The following is a 4,949-nucleotide window of genomic DNA, read 5'->3' as shown; positions in this document are numbered from 1 at the left end:
GTGCCGGTCGATGTCGGCGGCGCAGCGCCTGCCAAACCAGAAGCCCCCGCGGAAGCGAAGGCGCCGCCGGTAGCTGCGCCGCACGAATATGTAGCCGACGCCAGCCACGTGGTAAGGCTTCCGGCCAACGCCTCCATCGACAACATCAAGGTCGACGGCCACAACCTTGTGCTCGAACAGGCTGACGGCTCGGTGATCGTGATCAAGGATGGCGCCCTGAACGTGCCGACCTTTATCATTGGCGACGTCGAGGTGCCGCGCGTGGCACTGCTGGCAGCGCTGGAAGCCAGCCATGTCGATGTCGCGTTCGGCGCCGATGGTTCTATCTCGGCCGGCCCGGGCGGTTCGAATTCAAGTGCAGGCGGAGACTTCTCGATTCCCCCCGGCGGCATCGGCGACGGGTTCGACCTGTCGGCACTGCTGCCCCCGACTGCCTTGCAGTTTGGGCTTCTGGATCACCGCGAACTCTTCCCGTCCATCGTCGACAGGCCGGTTTCAGTGGTGGCCACGTCACTGCTTGCTCCCAGCGAAGCGGCCAGCGAAACCGGCCTTGATGGCGGTGGGGCGCAATCGCCAGGCAGCGACGCGCCGAGCCATTCGGAAACCTCCGGCAATGGAACGATCAGCATCACCGCACCGGATGGAATTGGGTCGATCGTCATCAACGGCGTCACCGTCACCGGCGTCGGCCAGGAGATCCCGGGGGAGTTCGGCTTCCTGACGATCGTCTCCTACAATCCGAGCACGGGTGCCATCGAATACAATTACACGGTGACCGAATCAGTCACCCATCCGAATCCGACAACCGAATTTGATCAAAGCGACACGGTTCCGGACAATTTCAGCATTACCGTCACGGATGTCGACGGCGACACGGCCAGCACCACCTTTGCGGTCGCCATCGTCGACGACGTGCCAACGGCGCATAATGACAGTGCCACGCAGGCGACCGAGAACGCGCCCGTGACGGTGAACGTGTTTGCCAACGACGTGCCCGGCGCGGACGGGGTGGCCATCACCGATCCGTCGAAGGTGAGCTTTGTCGCGGGATCGCTGGCGGGCGGCACCGGAACGGTCACCTACCACAATGACGGCACCTTCACCTACGCGCCGGTTGCCGGCGAAGAAGGGACGGTGACGTTCCAGTACAAGATCATCGACGGTGATGGCGATTCGTCGGTGGCGACGGCGACGATTACCCTGGTGGCGGATTCGATACCGACGGTCACGGTGACGCCGACCGGCGGGACGCCGGCGGTCGACGCGACCGCTGTCGTCGACGAGAAGGGCCTTGCGGACGGTAGCGGGGAGCTGGCGCTTCCGGCTCTGCACAGCGACGAGTCGGAGACGACAACGGGCACGTTCAACATCGCCACGGGCGGCGACACCCTACAGAAGCTCGAGGTCGGTGGCGTGGATGTGACCGCTGCGACCGTTGCGGTTCCGGTCGTCGTGCATGGCACCAATGGTGACCTGACGGTGACTTCGAGCGGTGGTGTCTACAGCTGGAGCTACACGCTGCTGCAGCACGTGACGAACCCCAATCCTGCCGCGACCGGGGCCGCCGACCAGGCGACCGGGGAAAACTTTGCGGTGAAGGTCACCGACAGCGACAACGACACGGCCAATGCCTCGCTGACCGTCAAGGTCAACGATGACGGGCCGTCTCTGAGCGTCGACGATATAGCCGTCAACAGGATTGCTGGTGCAGTTACTTCTGGAGACTACCACTTCATAGTCGGTGCTGACAGTTCGGCTTTCGCTGACTCGTTCGGGTCAGGCGCTCTTGCTTGGACCAACAAAGGAGCGGATTTCGATTTCCACCTGAAATCCGGTACCACCTCCACCTACGAAGCGACCTTTGATGACGGTGGAACTACGAAGACCTTTTTCGAAATCACGGTTCAGAACGATGGCACCTATGACTTCCAGCTAGTTACTGCTGCACCTGCGCTCACAGTTTCGAGCGGATCGCTGTTCAGTGGAATCTCTGGCGGATCCGGTCTGTCGAGCTACACATTCGCCGCGTCAAACTTTGGCGGCGCGTTCTCCCTGGTATTGACTGCCACGAACGAGGACGGCAACGACGCAGGAACGGCCCCTGATCCTGCGACGTTGACGATTTCATCGACCGATCTCGGCATCAATGGCAACAGCATCCAGGAGAATTTCGACGAAACCCTGCGACTGGACGTCCAGCAGCAATCTGGCTTCGAGAACTCGACCTTGAGTTCGCTCTCAATCGGAGTTTCCTCAAGCGGAAGCTTGTCTACTGGTGACGATTTCCAAATCCAAGTCTTTTACACGAGTGGTCCACCGGTCACCACAGCCGTGAATTATGACGGAAACGGTACAGTCAGTTTTGACATCGATAGTAGTCGGACCGTCGACTACGTGGAATTCAAGGCCATAACAAACAATGTCAACTTCAAGATTACTGGCATTTCTCTTGAATATACCACAACGGTGAACCCAGCTGACAATGTGCTGCAGTTCCAACTGACAGGCAAGGACGGCGATGGTGATACGGCCACCGACGCCTTTGCGGTAAATGTAATGGCTGGCACGGCTGGCAACGACACGATCGTCACCGGCAGCGCAAACGATCAAGTTTCGGGGGGAAGCGGCAACGACAAATTGAACGGCAGTGGGGGCAATGACCTTCTTTTCGGGGGCGATGGAAACGACATCCTCATTGGCGGCGCCGGCAACGACACTCTGACCGGCGGCACTGGGGTAGATCAGTTCCGGATGGCAACAAATACCGGAATGGATACAATCAAGGACTTCGTGGTCGGGACGGACAAGATCGGCCTGCTGGACACGGGTTTGACCGGAACCGGCAGCGTCAATTTCGTCAACACGATCGGGACTTCCGCCGGTACCCCCCTCAATGTAAACGACTTCTCGATCCGGACCTCGATCTCTGCTCTCACGGCCGGCGACTCGACGCATATCGTTAAAATCGACGCGGGGCAGACGTCGGCGCAAATAACGGCGACACTCGTGGCGGCAGCCAACACCTATGTGCTTGTCTTCAACTCGACCACAGGACATGGCGAACTCTGGTTCGACACGAATTGGAATGACGCCGCCGGCCGCACCCAGGTGGCAACCTTCGACAACATCACCTCGCAATCGCAGCTTAACGCGCTCACCAGCACAGATTTTGTCGTTTACAACAGCGCTACCGACCCCATCATCCTCGATCTCAACCACGATGGGTTCGCCTTCTCCGACCTCAGCCATGGCGTCCAGTTCGACATCAATGGCGATGGTGTAAAAGATCAGGTTGCCTGGAACACATCCCATGATGGGATGCTGGCGGTCGATCTCAACCATGACGGCAAGATCGACGATGGCACCGAACTGTTCACACCGAACTTCGGCGGTGGCAATTTCGCCAGCGGCGCGGCGGCATTGGCTTCGCTCGACAGCAACCATGACGGTGTCATCGACCACAACGATACCGCCTTCGACAGCCTGCTGATCTGGAAGGACGCCAATGCCAACGGCATCAGTGACGCCGGGGAATTGTCACACCTCGCTGACAACGGGATCGTCTCCATCAGCACGGCGGCTACTCCGACTGTCGGCGAAATCGACGGACAGACCGTGACAGGCAACGGAACCTTCCACATGGCCGACGGCACGACCGGCAACTATGTCGAGGTCGAACTCGACACCTCACTTGTTGCACCGGCAGAGCCGACCGCCGGCAGCACGGGCGCCGACACCTTCAAGCTTGACAACCTCGACATCAAGGATCTCATCACCGACTACCATGGCACCGGCCCTGGTGGTCAGGGCGACAAGATCGATCTGAGCGCGCTGTTCGACACGGCGTCGGGGGGCAACATCAATGATTATGTGCACTACGACGCCGACACGAAGACGCTGAGCGTCGATACCACTGGTTCGGGCAATGCGGCCAATTTCGTGGACGTCGCCGCGTTGCAGAACGCACCTGCCGCCGGCACGATCACGATACTCTACGACGACACGGCGCATGTGCAACACACGGCAACGATCTAACGCCATAGCGCATGGCTACGCGACTATGTTATACGTCGCTAATATTTAGGGGAGCTCAACATGAAACGTTCTGCAAGGCTGCTTGTTTCCGCTGCGACGCTGTTGCTGGCAGTCGGGTCGACGGGCTACGCCGCCGACATCATCGAAGGTCCGACGGCCGACTATTGCCGCACCGTCGGCACGTCCAACCTGGTGCTGAACGACAACATCGTCGACCTCAAGGAGCAGGTGGTGAAACTGATGGACGAGTCGGTCGCCGCCGCCAACAGCTCGGAGTGGATCAATTCGTCCCGGCCCGTCTTCGTCTGGGCATCGGAAGCCAAGGTCGCCTGCGGCATGGCTTACGGCTATCTGAAGACGAACTATAAGGACGAAGACACCCTCAACAAGTGCGAGTGTTTCCACGATCGCATGGTCGAGTACATGCACTGACCGGATAGGCGAACCCGCCTGTTGGCCATCATGACAGCCGACGGATCATTCTTGAAGGCGATCGCAGGCGCGATCGTGTTCGTCGGCTTTGGCCTAACTGTCACGCTGGCCCGCGCCAACTGGCTGGAACGACCGTCCGTGGAACAGCGTCAGTCGTCCAATCTGCCGCGACCGGCTCGTTGTGACGCAGCCACGGAGTGGACCCGGCAGACATTCAAGGCGTTTGCGAGCTGCCAGGCATCGATCTATGGCCTGGAGCCGATGCTGGTGCATGCCGTGATGGAGATCGAAAGCGGGTTCGATCCCGGCGTGCAGGGCGCCGATGGCGAAGTCGGCCTGATGCAGGTTATGCCGGCTACGGCCAGAATGCTTGGCTTTCGAGGCTCCGTGGACGATCTGAGCGCACCGGCGACCAACATCGCCCTTGGGGTCAAATATCTTGCGCAGGCCAACAGGCTCGCCGCGGGCGATCTGTGCACCAC

3 protein-coding genes are annotated in these 4,949 nt (G+C 59.9%); all 3 read left to right on the top strand.

Going from position 1 to position 4,949, the window contains the following annotated elements; translation table 11 throughout:
* The first annotated feature begins 108 nt into the window (after positions 1-108).
* On the top strand, positions 109-4,035 hold the full coding sequence (locus EN993_RS31340; protein WP_206532446.1) for an Ig-like domain-containing protein: 3,927 nt from the start codon (positions 109-111) through the stop codon (positions 4,033-4,035).
* A gap of 60 nt (positions 4,036-4,095) precedes the next feature.
* Positions 4,096-4,467 (top strand): hypothetical protein, encoded by a 372-nt coding sequence (locus EN993_RS31335; protein WP_109659519.1) that lies wholly within the window; start codon positions 4,096-4,098, stop codon positions 4,465-4,467.
* Positions 4,468-4,518: 51 nt separating this feature from the next.
* Positions 4,519-4,949, top strand: a 431-nt coding sequence (locus EN993_RS31330) for a lytic transglycosylase domain-containing protein (RefSeq protein ID WP_348630441.1), incomplete at its 3' end; no start/stop codon positions are given.

This window comes from Mesorhizobium sp. M7D.F.Ca.US.004.01.2.1, from assembly GCF_003997785.1.
GTDB lineage: Bacteria > Pseudomonadota > Alphaproteobacteria > Rhizobiales > Rhizobiaceae > Mesorhizobium > Mesorhizobium loti.
Note: the sequence above shows the minus strand (reverse complement) of the source record. Positions and strands in the feature narration are given on the sequence as shown.